Origin of the sequence: Dyadobacter beijingensis DSM 21582 (genome assembly GCF_000382205.1) — a bacterium.
Classification (GTDB): Bacteria; Bacteroidota; Bacteroidia; order Cytophagales; family Spirosomataceae; genus Dyadobacter; species Dyadobacter beijingensis.
The window spans coordinates 504,321-529,632 of the sequence record NZ_KB907789.1 but is presented as its reverse complement, the minus strand read 5'-3'; the positions used below and the strand labels follow the sequence as shown (position 1 = coordinate 529,632).

Sequence of the window (25,312 nt, the reverse complement as noted above, 5' to 3'; positions counted from 1 at the left end):
GGCAGGGCTCCCGATCCTTGCTTTTGCGTAGCCGGATGCGTTCGGCATGGTTATTAATGCTAGCGTGCCGGTGCGGCCGACAATGGCCGGCAAATGCATAGCGCTATGGATCAAAAGCAAGTAGTAATCGTCGGAGGCGGTTTCGCGGGCATTAATCTGGCCCAGAAACTGTCCCGCAACAAGGCATTTCGGATTGTATTGGTGGATAAGAACAATTACAATTTTTTTCCGCCGCTGCTCTACCAGGTAGCCACGGGCTTTCTCGAAGCCTCGAATATCAGCTACCCGTTCCGCAAGTTTTTTCAGGAGAAAGACAACCTGCGGTTTAGTTTCGGGGCGTTCCGGGAAGTTTTTCCCGAAGAAAAAAGGATTTCCACAGACAGCGGTGACATTCATTACGATTACCTGGTGTTTGCTACGGGCACCGAAACCAATTATTTCGGCATGGAGAATGTCCGTCAGAATGCCGTTCCCATGAAAACCGTCCAGGATGCGCTGGCGCTGCGGAACCACGTGCTCCGGCTCAAAGAAGAGGCCGTGAAAGAGCGCGACCTGGCGACGCGTAAGCGACTGTTGTCGATCGTAGTGGCCGGTGCGGGACCCACGGGTGTGGAGGTCTCGGGTATGCTGGCCGAAATGCACAGGGGTATTTTCAAAAAAGATTACCCCGAATTAAAAAGGGAAGAAGTGCAGATATACCTCGTGGACGCATTGCCCGTGGTGTTGAACCCCATGAGTAAAAAGTCACAGGAAGAAACGCTGGCAGAACTGCGCGGCCTGGGCATCGAGGTACTCCTCGACCATGCCGTGAAAGATTACCAGCATGGGGTTGTAACATTCGCCAATGGCAAAACCATCGAAACGGAAACGCTTATCTGGACGTCGGGGGTGACGGCCACGGCATTGCCCGGCCTGCCCGCGGACGTGCTGGGCAAGGGTAAGCGGGTGCTGGTAGATGCGTATAACCGCGTGAAAGGCTTCTCCGACATTTTTGCCATTGGCGATATTTGTTACATGGACGCCGACGAAAACTTCCCGAACGGCCATCCGCAGTTGGCGCAGGTGGCAATCCAGCAAGGCCGCAACCTGGCGCACAATCTGCCGATATGGCTGGAAGGACGCTCACCGAGGCCATTCAGGTATGTCGATAAGGGGACGATGGCCATTATCGGGATCAACAAAGCTGTGGCCGACCTGCCGCGCTTGCATTTCAAGGGGTTTATCGCTTTCTTTCTCTGGCTCGTTGTGCATTTGTTCTCGCTGATCCGCTACCGGAACCAGGTCAAGACGCTTTACAACTGGATGGTGGCATTCTTCACGCGTGACCAATCGCTGCGGTTCATCATGGACGCCAAGCCGGAAAAGCCGGCTTAACGACCGGTCGTATTTAATTTAACACTGTAAAATTTAGTTGTATTGCCCTATGATCCAGACCATTGCAGATTCGTCACATTACCCGTTCGAATGGATCGACGTGACGAACCCGGACGACGACGAACTCAAACAGATCAGGCAAAAGTATGCGCTGCACGAATCGTCCATCAAGGACTGGCTGCAACCCGATCACCTGCCCAAATACGAGGATGTCGGCAAATATGTCTTCATTATTTTCAGGATGCATTGCGAAACCGTGGGCGCGGAGGCCGATACCGTGGCCGAGCTGACCGATAAGCTGGCCATTTTCATCACCAAGGACGTCGTCATTACCATGCACAAGCGGCAGTGGGACGGCCCCGAAGCGATCCTGAAAAACCAGGTGGACCAGCACGATTGCGAGGATACATTACATTTAGTGAACGAGATCATCAAAAGCTGCATTGCCACCTATGAGGCGCCGTCACAGAAGCTGACGAAGGATATTGAGTACTACGAGGAAAATATGTTTCTCAAAAACCGGAAAGCATCGCTGCTGAAAGGACTTTACTATTTGAGAAGAAGGGTGGAAGTGACGCGCCGCATTCTCATGCTCTCGCACGACATCGTGGACAAGATGGATAAGCCCGGCCATTCGAACACCTACACGCGCGACACGCGTGACCTGTACGTGAAGCTTCACAACATTTACGACACGCTTTTCGAGAATATGAACCATCTGGTAATGGTCTATTTCTCGATTTCTTCCCAGCGGACCAATGAGATCGTGCGGGTGCTTACGGTATTTTCCGTGTTTTTCATGCCGCTTACATTCATCGTCGGCATTTACGGGATGAACTTCGATTTTATGCCCGAGCTGCGCCTGAAATGGGGTTATCCCGGCGTAATGATCCTCATGGGTGCCATCACTTTCGGTATTTATGTGTGGTTTAAAAGGCGGGGATGGCTGTAATGCGTGGCATCAATGCATTTAACCCCTATTTTTGCCTCCCTATCGTCCCGAATCTATGAAGCAAACCCTTACCCGACGCCTGTTTTCGCTGTTTCTGTTGCATTGTCTCGTCCAGCTGCTTCCCGCACCCGCTTGGGCGGCCATTCCCAAGGCACCGACGGCGCTCACGGCAACCGCCGCTTCGGCGACGCAGATCAACCTGGCGTGGACCGATAATGCGACGGACGAAACAGGTTTTGAGCTGGAAAGATCTGCCGACGGGCAAACATTTACCAAACTCACAGACCTCGGTCCGAATGTAAAAACCTACCAGCATACCGGTCTCGCACCAGCCACACGCTACTTCTACCGTGTACTCGCAAAGAATGCATCGGGCAAATCAGCCTATTCCAATATTGCCAATGCCACCACGCTGCAAGTGGCGCCCGCTGCGCCCTCGAACCTGACGGCAACGGCGGTTTCCATTTCACAGATCGACCTGAAATGGACGGATAATGCGAACAACGAGACTGGTTACCAGGTAGAGCGCTCGCCAAACGGAACATCATTTACCAAAATTGCCGACCTCGCCGCCAATGCGACAACCTACCAAAGCACAGGCCTCACAACCGCCACGACTTACTACTACCGCGTGCGCGCCGTGAATGCGATCGGGCCGTCGGCATATAGTAATGCAGGTTCAGCCCAAACGCAAAACATACCGGTGCCGCCCGCACCGACGAATTTTACAGCCGTACCGACGGCGCCGGACCTCATTCAGCTTCGCTGGGCCAAGCCGGCCGACAATGCCGTGGAAGTGGTGATCGAACGGGCGAAAGGAGAGGGGAGCTTTGCACAAATTGCCAAATTGCCGGCTGCCACATTGCAGTACGAAGACCGGTCGGAACTGGAACCGGCGGATTATTTTTACCGCATCAAAGCCCGTAATGCAGGCGGCGACTCTCCGTACAGCCTGCTGGCGATCGTGCGCGCGGCGTCCGTTATCACCGCCTTGGAACCGGCGGGTAATCCGCATCGGATTTACGCTGCGGGCCGTATATTGGTAGTCGAGCTGAACCGCATTGCCGACGCGCTGGTGACCGTTTATGACATGGCCGGGAAAGCGCATCGTTCGCGGAAGATCAGGCAGCGGGGCAGCATGGACCTCGCATTGCTGCCGGCGGGAATTTATATTATAGTGTCCGATACAGGGAAAGAAGTAACATCTAAGCGTATATTGCTTTTTTAATATATCCTAAACCTAAATTTTCCTGACCCTATGAGAATCTCACGCTCAAACTGCTCCCGCAGCTTCCCACTCGCGGCGCTCTTGCTGTGCCTGCTGATGTCCGGCGCCACATTGGCCCAAAAGAAGAAAAAGTACATTGTAAATGGCTACGTCGGCGGCTTCCGGGGGCTGGCCAACGTTGAGGAAATCGATGCGGAAAAGCTGACGCACATTAACTACGCATTCGTGAATGTGCAGGACAGTATGGCCGTGCTCACCAACCTGGCCACCGATTCGACGAACTTCCGTAAACTGAATGCATTGAAAAAGATCAACCCCGATCTCAAAATCGTGATTTCGATCGGCGGCTGGGCGTGGAGCGAAAACTTTTCCGATGCCGTGCTGACGGAATCCTCACGGCTGAAATTCGCGAAATCGAGTGTGGACATCGTGCGCCAGTACGACCTCGACGGCGTGGATATCGACTGGGAATACCCCGGTATGCGCGGCGAGGAAGGCAACATTTTCCGGCCCGAAGACAAGCAGAATTTTACCCTGATGTTCAAGGCGATACGCGATGAATTGAATATTCTGGAAAAAGAAAAAGGGAAGAAATACCTGCTCACCACAGCGGTAGGAGGCTCGAAATCCTTTATCGAGCATACGGAAATGGGCCTGGCGCAGGCGTACCTCGACTATGTGCTGATTATGACCTACGACTACGGCGGCCGCAACGGCACCGTGGGGCACCATACCAACCTCCATGATTACGATCCTTCCGGTGAGGGTTCCTCAGCCGACCGTTCGGTGAAGAATTTCATTGCGGCGGGCGTTCCAGCGAGCAAAATCGGGCTGGGCGCGGCATTCTATGGCAAAGGCTGGGAAGCAGAAACGACGGAAAATCACGGCCTGGGTGCCAAACGCGTCAAATCGGTGCAGGGCGGCGGCTATACCAAGCTGAAAGACACCATGATCGATCAGAACGGCTACAAAAAGTATTACGACAAAAAAGCCAGGGCACCTTACCTGTTCAACGATTCCACGAAAGTGCTCATCACGTACGACGACGAAAAATCGATCAAGGCCAAATGTAAATACGTGAAAAAGAACAAACTGGCCGGGATATTTTTCTGGGAGTATTTCAATGACCCGAAAGAATACCTGATCAACGAGATCCACAAAAACCTCGACTAGCGCGACACGAGCGCGAGCAAATCGGCCCTGGTCAGTGATTTCAGCACGTCCGTATCGGTTTTGATGAGGTCATTGGCCAGGTCTTTTTTTGTTTCCTGCAATTCCATCACCTTCTCCTCGATCGTGCCGGGGCATATGAGCCGCACGGCGATCACATTTTTCTGCTGGCCAATCCGGTGGCTGCGGTCGATGGCCTGGTTTTCGACGGCCGGGTTCCACCACGGATCGATCAGGTACACGTAATCGGCCCCGGTGAGGTTGAGGCCCGTTCCGCCGGCTTTGAGGCTGATGAGGAACACCCGTACCTGCTCATTGGTCTGAAAGTTCTCCACGCGCGCGGCACGGTCGCGGGTCTTGCCAGTGAGGTATTCGTAGCCGATGCCGCGTTCTTCGAGCTTCGGCCGGATGAGGTCGAGCATGGAGGTGAACTGCGAGAATACCAGTATTTTATGCCACGGCGCCGTGTCCTCGATCTGCTCCATGAGCACATCGATTTTTGCCGATGAATCACCGTAATAGAGGTCGTCGCGGAGCAACGCGGGCGAGTTGCAGATCTGGCGGAGCTTGGTAAGGCCCTGCAACACGTGCAGGCGGCTGCGTTCGATATCGCCTTCCTTTTTGGTATTGAGGAAATTGAAAAATTCAAGTTCGTACGCATTATACACCTTGCGCTGCTCTTCGCCCATTTCACAGTAGATCACCATTTCCGTTTTCTCGGGCAGCTCGGAAGCGACCTGCTGCTTGGTACGCCGCAAAATGAACGGATTGATCCGCCTTTGCAGCTCCGCAGCCCGTTCGCTGTCCTTGAACCGATCTATCGGGATTGAAAAATGGTTGCGGAACTGCGTCTGGCTGCCCAGCAGGCCGGGGCAGGCAAACGACAGCTGCCCGTACAGATCGAAGGTATTGTTTTCAACCGGTGTACCGGTCATGACCAGCCGGTTCCGCGATTGCAGCAGGCGCACGGCCTTGTACCGCTGCGATTCGGGGTTTTTGATGGCCTGCGATTCGTCGAGGATAATGTAGTTGAACTGGTATTTTTTCAAAAACTGCACGTCCGAAAGCAATGTGCCGTAGGACGTAAGCACGATCTCGTACCGGTCGAAACCGGTGACGTCCTTCACGCGGTCGGCGCCGTAGATAGTTAGCAGCTTCAAGCCCGGCGCAAACTTCCCGATCTCCGCCTGCCAGTTGAAAATAAGGGATGTAGGGACGATAATGAGGTTGGTATTCCGTACCTGTTTCTTTCTTTGCAACAATATGAACGCGATGATTTGCAGGGTTTTACCTAAGCCCATATCATCGGCCAGGCAGCCGCCGAAATTGAAATCGTCGAGGAAGTTGAGCCAGTTCAGCCCCTGTTTTTGATAGTTGCGCAGGCTCGCTTTGAGCGTCCGCGGCACAGGTACCGGCTGGATTTTATCGAAATCATCGAACCGCGTCTGGTAAAATGCAATCTGCTCTTGCACGGCGCGGTCCAGCATTGCGCCTTCGTACATCTCCTCGACGGAAGCGAAACGGATCTTCGGGGTCTGGATCACCTCGCCGGCAATGCTGCCCGCTTCGAAATACCGGGCGAATTTTTCGACCCATTGTTCCGGCAGGATGCCGAGCGTGCCGTCGCCGAGTTCCACATATTTGCTGCGGTTCTTCGCGGCCTTGTGCAAATGTTTCAGGGTGACCTTCTGCTTTCCGAACTCTACATTGGCCGTCGTATTGAACCAGTTGATACCACTCTCCACGTGCACCGAAATGCGCGCCTTGTGCTGGTTCAGTCGGTTTTTGGTCAGTTTGTTGAAACCTAATATCGTCGCGCCCTGGTTTTGCCACTCCTCAAATGCATTCGGGAACCAGTCTTCGCTCAGGAAACGGGCGCGGTGCAGGTAAAAAAACGGCCGGCCCAGCTGCTCTTCGAAATCTGGGTGCTGCCGCATGACGGCGCTGCCGAAACGGAGCTCGGCCTCCTCGTCGCGCTTGACCATGAACGGGTTGCCGTGGTTGTCGAGCGCGTAAATGTCGTTCGGGGAAAACAGCGGCACTTCCACCTTGCCATATTTTAGCACAGGCGTAATGGTTATGTAGTTGCCCACGTCTTCCAGGTAAATGAGCTTCTGCACATTCATATCGAAACCCTGTTCTTCGCGCTGCGCGGGTGTGGCGGGCTTCACGTAGGTATAGTTGATGCGGATGCTGCTCCCCAGCTTCGATAGCAGATTGACCCGGAATGTCTCGAATTTGGACGTGTGAATGTAAATGCGCTGGTTATGCTGCCTAAAAAACTGCAGCGTGCGCAGAATGTCCTGGCTTTCGATCAGGTGCAGCGAATCTTTGTACAACACGAAATAGTCGTAACGGAACTGCACGCTTTCGAGGTCAAGGTGCACATTGTCCAGTACGAGCTCGCCGCGGACCTGGAAGAAAGGGTCCTTCTTATCGATCGTCAGCACGAGGTCGGTTGGCGTGGACGCCAGCTTCACGGGCAGGAGCGAAGCGGCATTGATATTGTCGGAAACCGACGGGTTATGGTAGTAGAAATCGAGGTTCAGCGGGTTTTGCGCCACCGAATGCAGGCCGGGCAGGTCGGTTTCGGGGTTCTTTTTACGGTAATTATTCAGGAACGAGGCCACTGCCGTGTAAAATTTGATCACGTCGGTTTCCTGCGTTTTCCAGATCTGTTCCAGGGGGTTGAGCGCCGTGAACGGGTTTTTTAGCTTACCCTGGCGCGTCACCGGCGCTTCATACATTTCCATAAAGAAATGATCATAGTACTTGTTCAGGCCGATCGCGACAATGGGCTTAGTATCGGGCGATTGCGGTTTCGGGCCTGGCAGCGTGGGTGTGGTACCCGCGCCGAGCTGCTCCTGCATCGCTTCGAGCGAGAGGGTGTCGAGCGGGATCAGCTCTTTCAGTTTCGGTTTGATGCGTAATTCGCGGTTAGCATATTCCAGCTGGAAATAGGGGTCGAGGTCGGCTTCGTTTTCCAGGCCGTAGAATACCGCTTCCTCGCGGATCTTTTCGTGCCGGAGCTTTTTATCAAAGAATGCACGGAGGTCGCGGCGGTTGAGGAAGTTATACAAAACCTGGCTCTGGTGCGGGCATAGTTTACGCTTCGGGCGGGTGCATTCGCAGTAAAGGTTTACCGCCCGGTGGTCCTGCTTCATCACCACCTTGAACGTCTCCGTAAGCGACACCGGCACGCGGAATGCGGCATAATCGATGTCGATCTCGTAAGGCTGAATGTCGAAAAAGCCCCGTTTCTCGGTCGCCGGCATTTCGGCGCTGTTGTTCAGGATATGCGAAACGGACAGGTCGGAAATGTTGAAGTCGAGGAAAATAAAGTTGTGCATTCCGGCTGCTGGCGTTCCGGCGGGATCATTCTGGTTCATAGGGCAAATTAACCAACTGATGCTATTTTGGCACCATTATTTTGCAAAATTGCCGTGATGAAAAAACTAAACTGCTACCGTTTCTTCCCGCTTGCCGCTTTTTTAATTGCGCTTATTTCGGCCTCTGCGATGGCCCAGGATGCCCAACCCGATACGACGGGCCTGAAACTGGTCCCGGCCGACTCGCTCGTCGCCCCGAAGCCCGACACGGCCCTGGCGCCGCCCCGCGTGCTGATCGACACCGTCCGTTACCGCTTCATCGGCGACGGTAACTTCACCCGCGGCAACGTGAACCGCAGCCTGATGGTGCTCCGCGCCGAGCTCATATTCAGCGGGCCCGTGATCAACATTGCCACCAATCCGCGATTTACCTACGGAAAACAGAATGGCATCCTCGCCGAGCGCGATAGTTATCTCGATCTGTTTGTGGATGTTTTTAAAAAGAGGCGGACCTACGTTTTCGGCCTCGCGGCGTTGGAGACGAGCAATTTACGGCGGATCGACCTCCGGCAAATGGCCGGTGCGGGCATAGGCTACCGCGTGCTGCGCAGCAAATCCCACGACCTCAGCCTCACCGACGCAATGCTGTACGAATCGACCAACTTTTTCGAAAAGGCCACGGTAACGACGATCCGTAACTCGTTCCGAATCAAGGGAAAGCATTCGTTCTTGTCGGATAAATTCCGGTTCAACCACCTCACATTCATCCAGCCCGCATTGAACGACCTGTCGAACGTGCGCTGGAACACGATTCTCTCTGCCGAACTGCCGCTGAACAAATGGGTGACACTCCGGACAAGTTTCGAGAACTCCTATGAAAGTGTAGTCGAAACGGGCCGTAAGCGCAACGACTCGCGCATCACTTTTGGGATTTCAATAGGAAATAAATAGACGATTCCGGGAACGGATTGTCAGGGAAAAAGGCGGAGAATACTGTCCATTGTAACAGCACATTATATCTGCCGAAAATGTGCTTTACTAAGTATTCACTACAATTAAATCGAGCAATGAGAGACCAACAGGACAATCGCCGTGACTTCCTGCGCAATTCGCTTTATTCGGCCGCCGGGCTGGCCATGTTTCCGCAACTGACGCCTGATGCCTACGGATCGGTCAAAACCGTCGTGGCCGATGGCCCTGCTTTCGCGCCTGCGGTGGAGTCGCGCATTAAATTCGCGGTGATCGGGATGAACCACAGCCATATTTACGGGCAGGTGGAGGCCGTGACGCGGGGCGGCGGCGAGCTGGTTTCGTTTTATGCCAAAGAGGCGGACCTTACCGCGGCATTTGCCAAGCGCTACCCGAACGCCAAGCAGGCCAAATCCGAGGCGGAAATCCTGGAAGACAAATCCATTCAGCTCATCCTCAGCTCCGGCATCCCCGACGAACGCGGGCCGCTGGGTGTGCGCGTCATGAAGGCGGGCAAGGATTATATGGTAGACAAGCCGGGCCTCACCACGCTCGAACAGCTCGCGGAAGTGCGTAAAGTGCAGAAGGAAACGAAGCGGATTTACTCCATCATGTACAGCGAGCGCCTCGAAAACCGCGCCACGGTGAAGGCGGGCGAGCTCATCAAGGAAGGTATTATCGGTAAGGTGGTGCAAACGATCGGTCTCGGCCCGCACCGCATGAATGCGAACACGCGGCCTGAATGGTTTTTCGATAAAAAACGGTTCGGCGGTATTATCTGCGACATTGCTTCCCACCAGTTCGACCAATATTTGTTTTTCACAAACTCTACCAAAGCGCAGGTGGTAGCCTCGCAGGTAGGCAATGTAAATCACCCGCAATATCCCAAATTCGAAGATTTTGGTGATGCCATGCTCCGCGGAAATGGCGGCTCGGGATACATCCGCGTCGACTGGTTTACGCCCGACGGCCTGAAAACCTGGGGCGACGGACGTCTGACCGTGCTCGGCACCGAAGGGTTTATCGAGATCCGCAAGAATATCGATATCGGCGGGCGCGATGGCGGCAACCACCTTTTTGTCGTGAATAACAAAGAAACGACCTACGTCGATTGCAGCAAGGTGGAGCTGCCTTACGGCCGCCAGCTGGTGGACGACGTGCTGAACCGCACCGAAACGGCGATGTCGCAGGAGCATTGTTTCCTGGCGACGGAGCTGTGCCTGAAAGCGCAGAAGAATGCGCAGAATGTTTCGGTGGTGAGCTAATACGATTGCCCTGTTCCTGATCACTTCCAACACTTCACAACTATGGTACGCAGACTGATTTTGATTTTCGGGTTCATGAGTGCCCAGGCGGGCTTCGCGCAGGCGCCTGTGAGCAATGTCGATCGTGATATTGTGTTCCTATCGGTGAATGTGATCCCGATGGACCGCGAAACGGTGCTGAAAGATCAGACGGTCGTGGTCAGGAACGGTAAGATTGTTTCCATTAATACCAATACAAAACCTGCCGCTAACGCCCTCGTGGTGGATGCGAAGGGCAAGTACCTCATGCCCGGCTGGTCGGAAATGCATGCGCATGTGCCGGCTATCGAAGATTTCGGGCCGATGAAGGATGTGCTGACGCTCTACCTGGCCAATGGAATCACGACGATCCGCGGCATGCTCGGCAATGCGAAGCACCTCGAACTCCGCGAAAAAGTGCGCAGCGGCGAAGTGCTGGGACCGAATTTCTACACGACCGGCCCGGCATTCAGCGGGCAGACGGTAAAGACCGCCGCTCGGGGCATTGAAATGGTGAAAGAGGAAAAAGCGGCCGGATACGATTACCTGAAATTACTGCCCGGACTTACGAAGGAGACTTTTCCGGGCATTGCCAAAACTTCCAAAGAGCTTGGCATCGGCATGGTTGGCCACGTTTCGTTCGCCGTGGGCGTGTGGGCGGCCATCGACGCGGGTTACTCGTCGATCGATCACCTCGACGGCTTCGTGGAAGCGATCGTGCCCGGTACCGACACGCTCGCCGAGCAGGAAACCGGCCTTTTCGGCACGTGGATCGCCTATGCGGCCGATACAACCCGCATTCCGAAGCTTATCAGGGGTTTGAAAGACAAAAACATCCGCGTGGTCCCGACGCAGGCGATCGCAGAACGCTGGCTGTCGCCGTTACCGGCATCGGCTTACGAAAACGACCCGGAATGGAAGTATATGAAAGCGGACGAGAAGAAGAACTGGCTGAATGCAAAGAACAGTTATGTCAACAACCCGAAGTTCAGCAAAGAACGCGCGGAGGCATTCGTAAACATTCGCCGCAAGCTGATCCTGGCCTGCCAGAAAGGCGGCGTGCAGCTTATGCTCGGCTGCGATGCACCGCAGGTGCTCAATGTACCGGGTTTCGCTACGCACCATGAACTAAAATACCTCGTAGACGCCGGTCTGACGCCCTACGAGGCATTGAAAACCGGCACGGTAAATGTGGCCGGCTATTTGAATAAACCCAATTCCGGCGCCATCAAAGCCGGTAATGTATCCGACCTGGTACTGCTGACGGCGAATCCGCTGGAAAATATCGGCAATACCAAAACCATTGAAGGTGTGATGATCGGTACCCGATGGCTTCCCAAACCGTTTCTCGATGCCGAGCTTAAGAAGATTGAGAAACATTGATCATTCTTCGTAAATCATCTTTCGCGTCATACCGCCGTCGATGATGAAATTGGCGCCGGTAATGAAATCATTCTCAGGGTCGGTCAGGTACAGGCAGGCGCGTGCGATGTCATCGGGCTTGCCAACGCGGCCGGCCGGGTGCTGGGCATGATCGGATGCTTTCAGCTGGCTGTAATCGCCAGTTTCGATCCATCCGGGACTGATCGCATTGACGGTAATATGGTCGGGGCCAAGGGAAATGGCCAATGCGTGCGTCAATGCGAGAATGCCTCCTTTCGATGCCGCGTAGGCTTCGGTATTTGGTTCGGACATCAGCGCGCGGGTGGACGCGATGTTTACGATAGCGCCCTTGCCTTGCGTACGCATGTACCTGGCAGCCTCGCGTGCGCACAGGAACGAACCGCGGAGGTTGGTATTCAGTACATAATCCCAGTCGTCGACGGGTAGTTCGTAGGGAGATTTTGTGCGTCCAAGCCCTGCATTGTTGATCAGCACATCCATGCGTCCCAGCGTCTTGCTGTCCTCTTCGAATGCGGTGACGATTTCGTCGGGGTTGGTGAGGTCGATAGTCCGCGTGATGGTTTTGAAACCTTCCCGTTCCAATGCATCCCGGATGTTTTTTAAGCCTTTGGGATCGCGGTCCCAAAGCGCCACCAATGCGCCTTCGCGGGCATAGTAGCTCGCCACGACGCGCCCGATGCCGTTTCCGGCACCGGTGACGATCACGGCTTTGTTGTCGTATTTGGGCATAAGGCCTTCGTTTTTAGGTCAGGATAATGCGGCGAAATCCTCGTCGGACAATGCGATATTGCCTCCCTGCATGTTCTCTTCCAGGTGGGTGAGCGAACTGGTACCGGGTATGAGCAGGATATTCGGCGACCGTTTGAGCAGCCAGGCCAGTGCAATTTGCGCAGTGGTGGCATGGTGTTTCTCCGCGATGCCCGAAATCTTGCTTTTCAACTTATCCGGCCCGGATGCCAGCGGGTACCACGGAATGAAGGCCAGCCCGCGCTCCGCCGTATAGTCGAGCACGCTTTCCCATTGCCGGTTGCCCAGGTTGTACAGGTTTTGCACCGACACGATCGGGACTGTTTTCTCCGCCCTTTTGACCTGCTCCACATCCACTTCCGACAGTCCCACGTACCGGATTTTACCCGCTTTTACGGCATCCACCACTGGCCCCAGCGTCTCCTCCACCGGGTAACGAGAGTCGACACGGTGCAGCTGCCACAGGTCGATCACTTCTTTTTTTAATCTTTTCAAACTGCCGTCGATAGCCTGCCGGATATGGTCGGGATGGCCGTTCACACGCCATTGATTCGGTCCGGTACGTTCGAAACCGCCTTTGGTCGCGATCAGCAGGTCGAGCGGGTAGGGATGGAGCGCGTCGGCGATGAGCGTTTCGTTGGTGTGCGGACCGTAGGAGTCGGCCGTATCGATGAAGTTGACACCCGCTTTGAGTGCCGCACGAAGTACATTTTTGGCATTCTCGCGATCGGGCGCTTCGCCCCATACGCCGGGGCCGGTCAGCTGCATGCCGCCGTAGCCGAGCCGTTTGATTTCGATGTCGCCACCGATTTTGAATGTGCCGTCGTGTTGATGATAGTTGCTCATTGGAATGACGTTAAAGGTTGTTCGGATAAAACTTTGGGAAGGCATTTTTCATTCACTGAAATAGGCGTGCCCGTACTCACTTTTCGCGAAGCAAATGTCAGGCCACCAGCTTTGGGGGCGGGAATGGGGCGGCGGCAGTTGGCACGGTTTTGTTCTTTTTGAAGCCAAACCATACATCATCAACAAATGGAAACGACAGTATTTGAAACCCGGGCCAAAGAATTGGTCGAGGATATCAAGGAAATAGTGAAGGTTAAAGGCCTTAACCTGGAAGAAGAACTTGAAAAGGCGGGTATTCAGAAGAAATCTTATGAAAAAATCCTTCGACAGGGCGGAATGCCTAATCTCTCTGAATTCCTGGCGTTATGCCAGATTTCGGGCATTACCTTTCATTTACCTTACGTAGAGACCGCCAATACGCCCATGTAGCGTCAGCCGACTTCGAAATTGAAGTCGCCGTTCATCACCAGTCGCGCGTCGATAGGGTCGGGGCTGCCGGGGATTTGCAAGCCCTTGATTTTGGCCGTCTTGCCTTTGCTGAGTAGGTCGAAAATGTGCTTTTCAGTCAGTGTTTTGCCCAGGAATTCGAAGGGTATTTTAAACCCGCAAACCTGGAAATTGCTGCATCCGTAGGCCGTTTTCCCCTTTTTCAGGAGCTGGTCTTTGCATTTAGGGCAATGCAGCGCCTCGATGGAAATTTCCTCCTTCGGCTCGCGCGGCTTGCGCTCCTTTTTGGGCTTTTCCTCTTTTTCCGGGACAGCAGGCGCTTCCTCGGCGATCGTAATAGACCGCGTGCGCTCGTTTTTAACCTCGTGCGTAAGCTGCACCACCATTTCGATCAGCTCCTGCTTGAAGGTATCCATCGCGTATTCGCCTTTTTCGATCAGGCGCAGCTTGCGCTCCCAGTTGCCGGTCAGCTCGGCACTTTTCAGGAGTTCGTTCTGAATGGTATCGATGAGGTCTATGCCCGTTTGTGTGGCGTGGACGTTCTTTTTCTTCTTTTCGATGTATTTCCGCTTGAAAAGCGTTTCGATAATGTTCGCGCGGGTGGAAGGGCGGCCGATGCCGTTGTCCTTCATTAACTCGCGCATTTCCTCGTCCTCGACCTGCTTGCCTGCCGTTTCCATCGCCCGCAGCAATGTGGCTTCGGTGTAAGCTTTCGGCGGCGTGGTCTTACCCTGATGCACGCGCGGCTCGTGCGGGCCGCGTTCGCCCACCTCGAAAATCGGCATTACCTTTTCTTCCTCTCCTTCCTTTTTGGCGTCCTTTTCATTGACGTACAATTCCCGCCAGCCGGGTTCGAGGATTTGCTTGCCGGTTGCTTTAAACTCAACTTGTCCGACCACTCCAAGAACAGTCGTATTCGAAACCTTGCATTCCGGATAGAAAACTGCGATGAATCGGCGGGTGATCAGGTCGTAAATGCGCTTTTCGTCCTGGCTGATATGCCCGGGCAGTACGCCCGTCGGGATAATGGCATGGTGGTCGGTTACCTTTTTGTCGTCGAAAACGTTTTTGGATTTCGGGATAGGCAGGTTGGCCAGCAGCGGCGCCGTGTATTGGCTATAATAGGTGAGCTCACGCAAAATACCCTCTACTTTCGGATGTAAATCTTCCGACAAATAAGTGGTATCGACACGCGGATAAGTGACAAATTTCTTTTCGTAGAGATTTTGAATGTGTTTCAAAGTATCCTCTGCCGAGTAGCCGTACTTTTTGTTGGCCTCCACTTGCAGCGAAGTGAGGTCAAAAAGCCGCGGATTGCCCTCTTTGCCTTCCTTTTTTTCGAATGCGGTTATTTCGAAATCGTGCTGTTGCAGGTACGCGAGGCCTTTGTTGGCTTTTTCTACATTCCGGATGCGGTCGATCGTAGCGGTAAACTCAGTGTCGCGGTAAACGGTTCTAAGCTCCCAATATTCTTCCGACACGAACGCATCGATCTCCTTCTGCCGCTGCACGATGAGCGCGAGGGTAGGGGTTTGTACCCGCCCGATGGAAAGTACCGCCTTACCGCCGCCGAATTTTTTCGTGAATAGCCGGGTCGCATTCATGCCCAGCAGCCAGTCGCCGATGGCGCGCGCGCTGCCCGCGGCGTACAAATTGTCGTATTGCCCGGCCTCGCGGAGTTTATCGAAACCTTCGCGGATGGCCTGTTCGGTGAGGGAGGAAATCCACAGTCGCTTCACGGGCACGGTGCATTTGGCTTTGAGCAGCACCCAGCGCTGGATGAGCTCGCCCTCCTGGCCGGCATCGCCGCAGTTGATCACCTCTTCGCAATTGCGCACGAGCGTTTCGATCACGCCAAATTGCTTTAAAGCGCCCGCATTGTCGATGAGCTTGATCCCGAAGCTCGACGGGATCATCGGCAGGTCTTCCAGCCGCCACGATTTCCAGCGATCGGTGTAGTCGTGCGGCTCTTTCAATGTACAGAAGTGGCCGAACGTCCAGGTAACCTGATAGCCGTTGCCTTCGTAATAACCGTCCCGGCGCTGGCCGGCTCCGATCACCGCCGCAATGTCTTTGGCTACGCTGGGTTTTTCCGCAATGCAAACTTTCATAATCTCCGCTGGTGGTCGCCGCGTTGCCGCGTTGTCCGTTTCAATCCGATTCGAGGGCTGCAAAGATGGGCAATTTTACCCAGAATTGCTGCCCGCAGGGGTTGGGTAGCGGCAAGGAAAATGTCCGCAAGCGGTCCCGGAACGGCCGTATTCCGACCGGATAATCAATCTGTGAAAAAATTTTTAGAAAATTTTTCAAAAAAATTTCGGCCTTTTCGGTTTTTACGGATCGATTCTTCCGTGATTTTGGCTATTGGTATAATACACTCCAAATATTATTTGGATTTGCGAGGATGATTTGAAATAAAATTAAAGTGTTTAATATCACTTAACAATAAGGTAACACTACGAACTTCCGCAACGAAATCTTATGAGGCGACTTTTTTGAAAAATCAGTGACTTTTAAAATTATGTTCTTCGAATAGTACTATTATTTACACGACTGGAAAGGGTATGAAATAGAGATTTAAGGGGTTTGCGAGTTCTATAATGTTTTGTTATTAAATGTATTGAACGTTTGTTTTCAGAATATTGTAGTATATTTGTACTCGAAATACGAATGAGAACAAAAGAAAAACACAAAACACTATTACCAATGAAAAATGCAAAAAACCTGCTAGCTCTCGCCCTGGTGGCCGTGACTAGCGCAGCTTATGCCAATGTTAATTCTACATATACAGTTGAAGAAAAAATCAAAGTTGCGGTTGTAACGAACGCATTGCCGGTATCGGCTCCTGTATTGGAAACACCTGCTCCGCAAAAAGAGAAACTGGCAACTGACACCAACAAACACAGCGCTGCTCAAAAAGCGGCCATCGTGGACCTCCAATTGAAAAGTGTAACTACGAAGTAAGTAATTGAACCTGAATAGGTTCGGTTAAGATTGATTGATGGTTTTAAAAAGGGAGAAGCTTTTCTCCCTTTTTTTTGTGGGTTATCGCTTAATATCGGAGCTCCGCGCTATTTCGCGCCACCTTACCTGAAAAAGCTTCCGATTGAAATCATTAGCAGCAGCGACTCTTCCTTCGAGGTGCCGGCGCTGATGTTGAATGCGAATTGTTCGCGGAATGGGGTAATATAGAACCCGCCGCCGTAGCCCTGGTGCCAGTATCCGGCGCCGTCGGGGTCGTTTTTGGCCCACACTCTTCCTACGTCGTAAAATGCCCGAACGCCCATTTTGAGTGGGACGAATGTGTTTTGGGTTTGCGTGAGCTGCCATCTCAGCTCGGTATTCAGGAAACCTTTGGATTCACCGGTGAAGCGGTTGCGCTTGAAACCGCGCAGGTCGTTGAGCTGGCCGAGCGAGAAGAGCTTATAAAATGGTAATTGTCCTTTGGCAATGCCGCCTCCCAGGCGCAGGCCCAGCGTAAGCGGGTTTTTGCTGTGGGTCGAGAGATATTGCTCGATGTCGAGCTCCGAAATGGAGGCGAGGTCGTTGCGGGATTGCGAGACGTGGCCCACCTGCTGTGTGAGCTGGAAGCGGAAGCCGCGTTCAGGCAATGCGATGCGGTCCCGGAAATCGAGGTTGAGGATGCCTTTGGCGAAGATCAGGTGCAGGTGCTCCACGCCGAAAACATCGGGATGGTCAGCAAGGTAGCTGTTGTTTCGCTTAATGCCTTCGTCGAGCTCGTAAGTGGCAGTCACCTCGATTTTGCTTTGCTTCCAGAACTGGCGGAGCAGCCCGGCCGAGACCAGGAATGAGTTGTATTGCGTCCGGTAATAGTTAGAAGGCAGCTCGTTGTTTTTGGGCGTGTCATTACCGACACCGAAGAAGAAATTGTATTCAAGCGGCCGAGAGAGGCTGATTTTCGAGATGCCGTCCCATCTGCCCACCAGATGTCTGAACTGGTTGGAATAGGTGAAATCATAATTACCCTTCACACTGACCGATGCGCTGAGCGAATGCTTCGAAGAGAAATCGGGCTTACCGAAATGCTGGCGTGTAAACGAAACGCCGCCGTGCACGGCAAAACCGATAAACGGGTTGTAGGTGAAAAGCGCGATGGGCAGGTAGGTGTTGTATTTGAATGCATTGCGGTCGTATTCATAAAAACGCTCGTCGAGTGGCTTCACTTCCCGGGCTTCCGTGCCGAGCTGGTGGTCGGGGTTCGGGTCTTTTTCGTAGATGAGCGTTTGCCTGCCGCCTTTGGCCACTTCGGAGCCGTCGGTCACACGGTCGTTGCCACCGCCGCTGATGATGCGCACAAGAATGGAGCGCTCCGCCTTGCCCTGGATATCGAATACATCGTCGCCGCCAAGGCCATTCAGCCGTATTTCCTTCGTGTCGGAGGGGTCGAATGTACGCTGATAGTAAATTTTGGAGGAATCGGGCTGGCGGTTTTGTTTGGATACATTATATATTCCCACTGTCACCCGTCCGTCCGGCCCCCGCGTGACTTTGAAATACTCCGCTTTATTGGAGCCGACGACGTCCACTTCTTTTGCCAGCAGCATATAATATTCAGCGGCATATTTTTGCAGGTCACCGATACGCGCTTTCAATTTCCGCTCGATGATCCGGCCGTCTTTGTCATAAATCTCCTGCGGCATATTGTGCACGGCCGCGGCAATATCGCTTTCGGTCACCGCATCCTGGATCTCTTTGGCGGCTTTCACCCAGTCGGCTTTGGTGAGCTCGCTGCCTACGAACCGGTCGAGGTGGCGGGCCTGCCACATGAGGCTACGGAGGCCGTGAATGCGTTCCCCGAAGTTTTCGCCGTTGGGTACGCCCCATTCGCGGTCGGCAAGCCAGGGGATAATGCCGTCCCAGCGCGAGAATGCGTGGTCGCGGTCGCGGGGGATGGGGCGGTACACCTCGCCGTCACCGGTTTTGAAGCCTGCCCATTTCCAGTTGTCTTCGTGCTTGCTCCAATCGCCGATCCAGAGGTCGAACATCCGGGCGCGGGCGAATTCCGGCTTGTCTACCCGGTTATCATGGTCGTGGTAGAGTTTGTTAAAAAGTTTGAAGCTTTTTTCGATGTCTTTGGCGCCGGCGAACACCTTTCCCTTTTCCAGTTTATCGGTCGGGCGTTCTTCGAGCATCCCGAAAAGGTTACCGTACTTGTCCCGGAATGCGCCCAGTTTATTGTCTTTGGGTAAAACATAAAGCGCAGGCGTGGCGTGGAGAATGCCGATCTTGTCGAGCAGCGGGGCTACGGCCATGGCGCCGTACGGCTGCTGTGTAGACGTTTGGTCTTTCAATACCTGCGAAACCACCGTCCCGCGCAGCTCGTACGCCAGCGCGCGGAATGGGTCCTTGTCCACCGAACGGAACACATATTCCTTGCCATTGCCCGCCACGAGTTTGAGCGAAGTCGTTTGCCGCCCGCCTCCTTTGCCGGCAATGACGAGACCGTTGAATGTAGTGTCCAAATTCAGGTAAGGCACTTTCACGGGTATGGTCCAAGAGTCGCGGTAATGCTTTCCGAACCAGGTTTCCTTGAACCGCTTGCTCGCATACTCGCTTCCGGCCGCCACGGTGGCAAGGCCAGGGTGGGGCGTTTCCATCTTGTCGGACGGCTTGACTGACGGATTACAGGGCTGGAAAAGCGCATTGGTAAGCCCATCTGCCCCGGTTTCGCAGGCGGATGCGAACAGCTGGCCGGCCCTGGTTTTGGTAAGTTCTTTTCCCGAAACATCCCATTGCTGGTAGCGGATCCCACCGTTTTGGGAGTATGTTATTTCAATTAAACCCGTTGATGATGAGGCTAATGAGGCTTTTTTGCTGTGAGCGACGTAGCTGCCGCCGCCGATGCTGCCGCTGTTGATGAAATAGTTGTTGTCCCGGCGGACGATCGACTGGTTGCGCTCGTGGGCGGAGGCGAGGATCATCGACCCGTAATCTTGCAAAACGCCATTCAGTTTATACCGGAAAAGCCCCAGATTGGCATTCACAATGTCGAGGCTGGTACCGATATTCTGCCGGTAACCGACAATGGCGCTGCCCACGAGCGGCGGGGCCAGGTAAGCGCCTGCCGGGAAGCGGCCGCCATACTTGCCAAGTGATTCGATGGGGAAATGGGAGAGCAGCAGCACGTTTTTATCGGTGGTCTCGTCGAGAATGCCTTCGAGTTCTTCCATGAAATTGTCCGTATCGGCAATGGTACAGGCATCGGACGACGGTTTAGGCTTATCATAAGGGTGGTTCCACCATTGCGAGTTGATCACGACAACTTCCAGCATGGGGAAAGAAACCGTCCACGGGCCGGGGCAGCCGTGGCTGAAAAATAGCTGGAATCGCGGGTGTTTTTCCTGCTCCAATGCTTTCTCCAAAGCCAGTACGCGCTTCCAGCCATCCTTACCCGAGTCGTGCCATTCGCGGTCGCCCTGGTTCATGAGCATGTGCAGGTCTGGATTTTGGTCGAGCAATGCATTGGCTTTCCTTTTCCAGTCGGCCACTTGCTCAACGGACATATGCGCAGGAAAAGCGTCACCATTGAAAACCCAGAGCAGCGGGCCGGGTTTGGAGGCGAGGTAGTTTTCGATCACGGGGAAAATTTCGGCCGCATTTTCGAGGTCTGCCGTGTTGCCGGTGAGGATGACCTTGAAATCGGCGGCGTACATGCTGCAAGCGGCTGTCAGCAGCAATATGAGCGATGCGACAATGCGTTGGACGCGGATTTTGAGGTCGTTAGGGGTACCAGGTAGAAGTGTATCCAAGGTTTCGGGACGTTGCGTGTAAAAACATTTACAATTTAGCAGTTATGCGCGCCCGTTGGAATGGAGGAACCAACGTAAATGTTGGAAAAATATATTGCCAACCGGTTTTTTTATACCTTACAGGATCAAAAAGAGATTGCAATGCCATTTTCCAAGCTACCCATGAAGATCCTGCTCATCGAAGATGAGCCGAATGTCATATCCCTCATCCAGCGAAGCCTGGCCGCCAACGGCCACGAAATTACGATCGCCATGGACGGCCAGTCGGGCTTGCAAATGGTTTTGCAACACCAGTTCGACGTGGTTATCCTCGACCTGATGATCCCGATCATCAACGGGATGGAGGTCTGCCGCCGCGCGCGGAATGCGCAGGTGACGACGCCGATATTAATGCTTACAGCCCTCGGCACGACGGAAAATATCGTCTCCGGCCTCGACGCGGGCGCGGACGATTACATGACCAAGCCCTTCAAACTCGCTGAACTCGAGGCGCGGCTGCGGTCGCTTATCCGCCGCGGCAAGGAGCCCGAAAAAGAGAAAAACGATAAGGTACTTACGCTCGGCGACCTGATTCTCGACAAAGTTACGAAGACCGTTAAACGCGGGGGGCAGCCTATCGAGCTCACGGCTACCGAATTTCGTCTTTTGGAATACCTGCTATCCAACACCAACCGCGTGCTGAACCGGATGGAAATCCTTGAAAATGTGTGGGATATCAACTTCAACCTGGGTACCAACGTGGTGGACGTGTACATTAACTATCTCCGCAAAAAGATCGATAAAAATTACGATATCAAGCTGATACACACTGTTTTCGGAATGGGGTATGTGGTCCGTCAGTCGTATGAGGATACAAAATAAGATCGCGCTTATTTTCACGGCATTGTCGGCGGGGATTATCCTGGCGCTGAGCATTTTCGTGTATTTTTTTGCCTCGGAAAGCATTTCCTCGGGCTTTTTCCACCGCCTGGAAGTCCGGTCGGACATTGTAGGCCATGCGGGATTGCAGGAAAACAAATCGCTGACCTCCATTTATTACGATATCAAGGAGCGGCATTTGGGCAGTTTGCCTTACGAGAAGCACCGCATCCTGCCCGACCCGACCGACGAGGCCACGCGGAAGCGGCTGGCATTGCCTTCGTCGTTCTTCGAAGCGCCCCAGGGGGATATTCCTGCCCGGTTTTTTAATCATGACACTTCCTATGTGGTGTTGCGGATCGCGCGCGACAAGCGCAAAATCATGGTCGTATCGTCGGCGCTGGATACATATGGCATGCAGGAAATGACCAACCTGAAAAACCTGCTGATCATTGGTTTTATTATCGCGATGGTGTTCGTGTTTACATTGGGCAAGCTGTTTTCCAATGAAATCTTCAAACCGATCCGCCGCATTATCCGCAATGTGAAGGGAATTAACGCCCATAACCTGCACCAGCGGCTCGTGGTGGAACCTACCGACGACGACGTGGAGGCGCTTTCGAGGACTTTCAACGATATGCTCGACCGCCTGGAAGTGACATTTGAAATGCAAAACAACTTTGTGAGCAATGCCTCACACGAATTCCGGACGCCGCTGACTGTCGTGAGCGGGGAGGCAGAACTCGGGATGACCATGCCTGGGCTGCCGGAAGGGGCGAAAGAGTCGTTTCTCAATATCTACAAGGAGGTAGAAAAGCTGGAACACCTCACTACCAGTATGCTCAGCCTCGCGCAAACGGGATTCGATGGTAAAAAAGAGAACTGGGAAGAGGTGCGGATCGACGAGCTGATCTTGTCCGTGAAGGAAGCGGCAGACCGCATTATGCCTGATAACCACGTGACAATCGATTTTGACCAGCTGCCTGACGATGAGTCGAAACTGGTGGTGCTGGGTAACCTCGCATTGCTGAAAGCGGCTTTTTCTAATATCGTGCTCAACAGCTGCAAATACTCCGACAACAAGCCGGTGCGCGTGCGGATCAGCGCGGACGCCAAATACGTGATCGTGGAGGTCGCCGACCAGGGTATCGGTATCCCCGATCGCGAGATCGGGCAGATTTTCGTGCCGTTTTTCCGGGCCTCCAACACGGCGCGGTACAAGGGCTACGGGATTGGTTTGCCTCTCACGCACAACATCATACGCATGCACCAGGGCAAGGTGGAGGTGCACAGCCGCGTGGAGGAAGGGACGCAGTTCATTACCTTCCTGCCATTCAAGTATTCCGTGTTTTCTTAATTCATTTTAATATTCTCATTCCGTTTTAATAAGTCTCTCACCGTATTATAATGTAGCTCTTATTCAGGGCTAATATCGTTGCTGTAACATTGTATTGTCAATTGACTATCAACGCTTTGTTAACTAAAACGACAGCATTATATGAGAACAGTGGTGATACCTACGGACTTTACAAATGAGGGCATCCAGATCGCCGAGGCCATTGTCAGGGACGTTCAGGATGAGGTGCGGATTATTTTTACACACCTGTTCCACGTAGCCGACGATATCCAGGACCTGCTTTTTTCGACCTACCGCGAAAAGGAATACGAACTCGTTTCGGAAAGCTTCTGGCAGGAATGCAGGATGCTGAAAGATAGCTATTCCGACAAACTGACGAGCATTAAGATCGACTTTTTTTACGGAAACAAACTGGCGCTCCTGCGGAACTTCCTCGACTACTACGAAACGGATTTCATTGCTTATTCGGAGCAATACGGTATCCCGAAACTCACCAAAAGCAGCCTGGACGCGCTGCCGGTGCTGAAAAAAACAGGCGTGACGATGATCAACGCCGATATGATCCGGGTGTCGTCGCTGGCCGATATGGGCAGTCTGCGGTAACCCGGCACACTTGTCACCAATTATGAAAAAAGGTAAAGATCTCCCCATATGCTTCTCAAAAAGAACATTCCGATCCGATATATTTTCGGTAAGATCAAATATGAAATCCTGTTCGTGACGATCTATGGCATCGCCATCGAGGTGATCTACCAAAATTACCACATCACGAACATTTCAATCCCGATGACGGTACACAGCGTGCTCGGGACGATCATCTCGCTGCTGCTCGCTTTTCGCTCCAACCAGGCGTACGACCGCTGGTGGGAGGCCCGCATCATCTGGGGCGCCATTGTGAACGATTCGCGCACGTTTGCGCGGCAGATTTTGTCGCTCATGGAAGACCCGCTGGAACCTGAGCGCATCGACGGTTTCAAAAAGCGGATGATCAAACGGCAGATCGCCTGGTGTTATGCATTGGGCAAAGGCCTGCGCCGGGACGATCCGATGCCGATGATCAGCAAGTTTGTGTCGGAAGACGAGGTGGAGTATCTCAAAGATTTCGACAACAAGCACGTGGGTATCATTCAATTGCATGCCCGCGACCTGAACAATGCATTGAAACAGGGCTGGGTTAATCCGTACCAGCAGGTGGAGCTAGACCAGACGTTGACGCGCCTGTGCGACCATATGGGTAAATCCGAGCGGATCAAAAACACCGTTTTCCCGGCTACTTACAGCCTGTACATTCATCTGGCATTGCACTTCTTTATCCTGCTGCTGCCGTTCGGTTTGGTGCAATTATTTGGTTTTCTGATGGTTCCGGTGCTGATTGTGATCACTGCCTGCTTCTTCCTGATCGAAAAAATGGCGATCCATTTGCAGGACCCTTTCGAAAACAAGCCAACCGACACGCCTGTGCTGTCGATCTCGCGGAACATCGAGCGCGACCTGAAACAGATGATGAAGGACAAGCACGTGCCCCAGGCATTTCAACCGGAAACCTTCTATATTTTGTAAATCCTCCGATGGCGCGAAACCAGTGTTTCGCGCCATTTACTTCCTCATTCCTTTCTGGATATCGACCAGGATATGATGGTCGTCCTGCACCCAGTTACCACTCTGGTATTTCTTGTGTGTAGCCTTAAAAAGGTAATCCTCGAACATGTCATACGCCTTATGCGCCTCCTCTGGAGAGTAGAATGCCGCCAGCCAGGTAGCAGGGATTTTGTCTTTTTTTACAACACCTACCCCTACATTGTACAGCTTCACGATCCCCGGCGAAAATTCCATTGAAATGTAGTCCTGCTCGCGGATCTGCGCGCTTTTCAGTATGTGGGCCGTGTGCGCGAGGTAGTTCAGCAGCCGCGCACGGATTTGCGCCTCGTTTTCGGAGCTGGCGGGCTTGACGCGCCACCAGTTGTTGGCCCCAAAGTACGGATCGTCCTGGTAGCGCAGCAGTTTGCTGCCGTACTCCACGAGGGAAACACTTTCATTGGGAGAAAACTCGAAATTGATCAGCCGCAAACCATTGCCTGCAAACGAAAAAAACACGCCTATTTCCTCTGTCCTGCGGTTGGAAGTGAGAAAAACGGTATGCGCGGCGGTGTCGAAATCCCATTGGCCGGAAGTATACTCGCCGTCGGTACCCACGCGGGTGAAAGTGCTGTCGGGGAAGAAGGAAATGAGCATGTTATGCTTTTCGCCGGGATTGTACTGCCTCACGGGCTGGCCGTCGGGCTGTACGACGCCGTCGGCGGTGGTGCTCACGCCTGAAATCCGCCAGGTACCCAGCATATGCTTCGGTTTCGGCTTACGGAGTTCGTCGAGGGCGTCGCGCGTAGGGCCGGCCGGTCGTTTCGAGCCGGTGCGGTAAATGATCCCGTGATGCTGCATCATCGTGATCATCACAAAGAGGATGAATAGTTTAAGGGATGTCATGGCGCGGCTGTTGATGCATTCTGTTAACCCTCAAGTTAGATAATTCTGTTTAAATACAAATGGCGTAAACCACAGGCTACCTGAAAAATTGAGTAAT

Annotated in this window: 19 protein-coding genes; 13 read left to right on the top strand and 6 right to left on the bottom strand. The window is 53.3% G+C overall.

Annotation, left to right across the window (positions count from 1 at the left end):
• The first annotated feature begins 105 nt into the window (after positions 1-105).
• From H144_RS0120750 to H144_RS0120735, 4 genes are read left to right on the top strand one after another with little or no spacing between them, the layout of a single operon-like run.
• Positions 106-1,374, top strand: coding sequence for an NAD(P)/FAD-dependent oxidoreductase (locus tag H144_RS0120750; protein ID WP_019944031.1), 1,269 nt, complete (start codon positions 106-108; stop codon positions 1,372-1,374).
• A 49-nt stretch (positions 1,375-1,423) separates the two neighbouring features.
• Positions 1,424-2,326, top strand: coding sequence for a magnesium transporter CorA family protein (locus H144_RS0120745; protein WP_019944030.1), 903 nt, complete (start codon positions 1,424-1,426; stop codon positions 2,324-2,326).
• Positions 2,327-2,381: 55 nt separating this feature from the next.
• Positions 2,382-3,554 carry a fibronectin type III domain-containing protein gene (locus H144_RS0120740; protein WP_019944029.1) on the top strand — a complete coding sequence of 391 codons (1,173 nt, stop codon included), beginning with the start codon at positions 2,382-2,384 and terminating at the stop codon, positions 3,552-3,554.
• A 30-nt stretch (positions 3,555-3,584) separates the two neighbouring features.
• The gene (locus H144_RS0120735; protein ID WP_019944028.1) at positions 3,585-4,727 is read left to right on the top strand and encodes a glycoside hydrolase family 18 protein; all 1,143 of its coding nucleotides are present in this window, start codon (positions 3,585-3,587) and stop codon (positions 4,725-4,727) included.
• Here H144_RS0120735 and H144_RS0120730 read toward each other — a convergent pair.
• Positions 4,724-8,113: a DEAD/DEAH box helicase gene (locus tag H144_RS0120730; protein WP_019944027.1), complete on the bottom strand. Its 3,390-nt coding sequence runs from the start codon at positions 8,111-8,113 to the stop codon at positions 4,724-4,726. The genes H144_RS0120735 and H144_RS0120730 overlap by 4 nt on opposite strands.
• 57 nt (positions 8,114-8,170) lie before the next feature.
• Between H144_RS0120730 and H144_RS0120725 the strand changes: the two genes are divergently transcribed.
• The 3 genes from H144_RS0120725 (at position 8,171) to H144_RS0120715 (ending at position 11,688) form a co-directional block, all read left to right on the top strand.
• Positions 8,171-9,004, top strand: coding sequence for a DUF481 domain-containing protein (locus tag H144_RS0120725; protein ID WP_019944026.1), 834 nt, complete (start codon positions 8,171-8,173; stop codon positions 9,002-9,004).
• 116 nt (positions 9,005-9,120) lie between these two features.
• A complete protein-coding gene (locus H144_RS0120720) occupies positions 9,121-10,287 on the top strand; it encodes a Gfo/Idh/MocA family protein (protein ID WP_019944025.1) in 1,167 nt (388 codons plus the stop codon).
• A 42-nt stretch (positions 10,288-10,329) separates the two neighbouring features.
• On the top strand, positions 10,330-11,688 hold the full coding sequence (locus tag H144_RS0120715) for an amidohydrolase family protein (RefSeq protein ID WP_019944024.1): 1,359 nt from the start codon (positions 10,330-10,332) through the stop codon (positions 11,686-11,688).
• On the opposite strand, the gene H144_RS0120710 is transcribed toward H144_RS0120715, so the two are convergent.
• Both H144_RS0120710 and H144_RS0120705 read right to left on the bottom strand, forming a co-directional pair.
• Positions 11,689-12,438 (bottom strand): SDR family NAD(P)-dependent oxidoreductase, encoded by a 750-nt coding sequence (locus H144_RS0120710; protein ID WP_019944023.1) that lies wholly within the window; start codon positions 12,436-12,438, stop codon positions 11,689-11,691.
• An 18-nt stretch (positions 12,439-12,456) separates the two neighbouring features.
• Positions 12,457-13,302: an aldo/keto reductase gene (locus H144_RS0120705; RefSeq protein WP_019944022.1), complete on the bottom strand. Its 846-nt coding sequence runs from the start codon at positions 13,300-13,302 to the stop codon at positions 12,457-12,459.
• A 186-nt stretch (positions 13,303-13,488) separates the two neighbouring features.
• On the opposite strand from H144_RS0120705, the gene H144_RS0120700 reads away from it, so the two are divergent.
• Positions 13,489-13,731 (top strand): transcriptional regulator, encoded by a 243-nt coding sequence (locus H144_RS0120700; protein WP_019944021.1) that lies wholly within the window; start codon positions 13,489-13,491, stop codon positions 13,729-13,731.
• A gap of 2 nt (positions 13,732-13,733) precedes the next feature.
• Here H144_RS0120700 and H144_RS0120695 read toward each other — a convergent pair whose 3' ends face one another.
• The gene (locus tag H144_RS0120695) at positions 13,734-15,860 is read right to left on the bottom strand and encodes a type IA DNA topoisomerase (protein WP_026350873.1); all 2,127 of its coding nucleotides are present in this window, start codon (positions 15,858-15,860) and stop codon (positions 13,734-13,736) included.
• 559 nt (positions 15,861-16,419) lie between these two features.
• Here H144_RS0120695 and H144_RS0120680 point away from each other — a divergent pair.
• Positions 16,420-16,713, top strand: a complete 294-nt coding sequence (locus tag H144_RS0120680; RefSeq protein WP_019944017.1) for a hypothetical protein — start codon at positions 16,420-16,422, stop codon at positions 16,711-16,713.
• A gap of 122 nt (positions 16,714-16,835) precedes the next feature.
• On the opposite strand, the gene H144_RS0120675 is transcribed toward H144_RS0120680, so the two are convergent.
• A complete protein-coding gene (locus H144_RS0120675) occupies positions 16,836-20,519 on the bottom strand; it encodes a BamA/TamA family outer membrane protein (RefSeq protein WP_229207956.1) in 3,684 nt (1,227 codons plus the stop codon).
• Positions 20,520-20,681: 162 nt separating this feature from the next.
• On the opposite strand from H144_RS0120675, the gene H144_RS0120670 reads away from it, so the two are divergent.
• The 4 genes from H144_RS0120670 to H144_RS0120655 all read left to right on the top strand — a co-directional run bounded on the left by H144_RS0120670 (position 20,682) and on the right by H144_RS0120655 (position 24,294).
• A complete protein-coding gene (locus tag H144_RS0120670) occupies positions 20,682-21,380 on the top strand; it encodes a response regulator transcription factor (protein WP_026350872.1) in 699 nt (232 codons plus the stop codon).
• Complete coding sequence (locus H144_RS0120665; RefSeq protein WP_019944014.1) at positions 21,364-22,734, top strand: HAMP domain-containing sensor histidine kinase; 1,371 nt, start codon at positions 21,364-21,366, stop codon at positions 22,732-22,734. Before H144_RS0120670 ends, H144_RS0120665 begins: the two co-directional genes overlap by 17 nt.
• Positions 22,735-22,875: 141 nt before the next feature.
• A complete protein-coding gene (locus H144_RS0120660) occupies positions 22,876-23,337 on the top strand; it encodes a hypothetical protein (protein WP_019944013.1) in 462 nt (153 codons plus the stop codon).
• A 48-nt stretch (positions 23,338-23,385) separates the two neighbouring features.
• Complete coding sequence (locus H144_RS0120655) at positions 23,386-24,294, top strand: bestrophin family protein (protein WP_019944012.1); 909 nt, start codon at positions 23,386-23,388, stop codon at positions 24,292-24,294.
• 36 nt (positions 24,295-24,330) lie between these two features.
• Here the strand turns inward: H144_RS0120655 and H144_RS0120650 are convergent, their stop codons facing one another.
• Complete coding sequence (locus H144_RS0120650) at positions 24,331-25,215, bottom strand: hypothetical protein (RefSeq protein ID WP_157505003.1); 885 nt, start codon at positions 25,213-25,215, stop codon at positions 24,331-24,333.
• Positions 25,216-25,312 lie beyond the last annotated feature (97 nt).